The sequence below is a fragment of the Acinetobacter sp. AB03 genome (genome assembly GCF_058107045.1).
Genome location: NZ_JBUEBA010000002.1, coordinates 543,902 through 545,149, shown reverse-complemented (window position 1 = coordinate 545,149; position 1,248 = coordinate 543,902). Strand labels below are relative to the sequence as shown.

Here is a 1,248-nt window from a genome sequence, read left to right as displayed (position 1 = left end):
ATTTATTAGATAAAGTGCAGCGTACCAATGAAAAACTACAAAGCGAAAACTCTCAGTTATCACATCAAGCGTTGCATGATCAGTTAACTAAACTCCCGAATCGTCATTATTTTTACAATATTTTGTTCAATCAATTTGAGCACCCCGAGAAAAACCAGACAGCTCTCTTTTTTATCGACAACAATAACTTTAAAAACATTAATGATGTTTATGGGCACTTAGCAGGTGATGCCGTGCTCAAAGAAATGGCTCAACGCTTAAAAAAGAATGTCAGAAGCCACGATGTGGTAGCACGATTAGGTGGTGATGAGTTTGCAATTCTGCTTCGTAATATCAAACACTATGATCATTTAGAACTAATTTGCAAGCATTTAATCGAATGCAGTAAAGCCCCGTTGTCTTTTGATCAACAACAGATTCATTTTAGTTTCAGTATTGGCGTTGCTTTCTCAAAATGTGCAACAACGCCTGAAGATTTGATTGCTGAAGCAGACAATGCCATGTATAAAGCCAAAAACTTAGCTCAAGGGTGGTATATCACACCTTGCATAAATCCTGATCAGGAACCCTCATGTTAAAACATGTTTGCAAATTTATGCTTATCACTGCTTTATCTGACTGCCTGAGTTTAGGGTACCTCAACTATAAGCAAACACGCATGCTGAAGAAACAAGGCTTTACCCTGAACGAAGAAGGCTGGACGCTGAGACTGCCTGAAAATTATTGTTTGGATTTGAGCAATCCGATATAGTCCGCACGCCAAAAAACCAATACAATACTGATATGAGTTATCCAATACATTTTAGAAAGAAAATATTAGCCAAGCTTGAAGAAGGTCAATCTATCCGAGCGGTTGCTCAGCACTTCGAAATTAATAAGGCTCTAGACTAGCAGAATAGATATGTTAGTCTAGAGCCATAAGCGGTTTGACTATATTCAAGCCTCTCAAAAATCCGCACTCGAAGCGCTTTCTAAACAGCTACAGCAATACAATTTAAATAAAATTAAAGTGGTTGGACATACAGACAATATTGGTGACCCAAGCTACAACCAAATACTCTCGAAGAAACGCGCATCAACAGTTAGCCAGATTTTTATCGAAACAGGGTTTAAAACTCAAAATATTCAGAGCATGGGTCGCGGTGCATCACAACCTCTGGTAGAAAATAGCAGCAAGGAAAATCGAGCGCTGAATCGTCGTGTGAATATTATTATTATTCCTTAAGCATTTATGTTTTATCTTTAGCC

At 38.1% G+C, this 1,248-nt stretch carries 1 protein-coding gene and 2 pseudogenes; all 3 read left to right on the top strand.

All coding sequences use genetic code 11. The features are described 5' to 3' along the window. Window positions 1-578, top strand: a 578-nt coding sequence (locus ACY3FQ_RS02965; RefSeq protein WP_489773613.1) for a GGDEF domain-containing protein, incomplete at its 5' end; no start/stop codon positions are given. 205 nt (window positions 579-783) lie between these two features. Then, window positions 784-879 (top strand): annotated as a pseudogene (locus tag ACY3FQ_RS02960) (IS630 transposase-related protein); the annotation flags it as partial. Window positions 880-934: 55 nt separating this feature from the next. Continuing rightward, a pseudogene (locus tag ACY3FQ_RS02955) lies at window positions 935-1,225 on the top strand (OmpA family protein); the annotation flags it as partial. Between the last annotated feature and the right edge of the window lie 23 nt (window positions 1,226-1,248).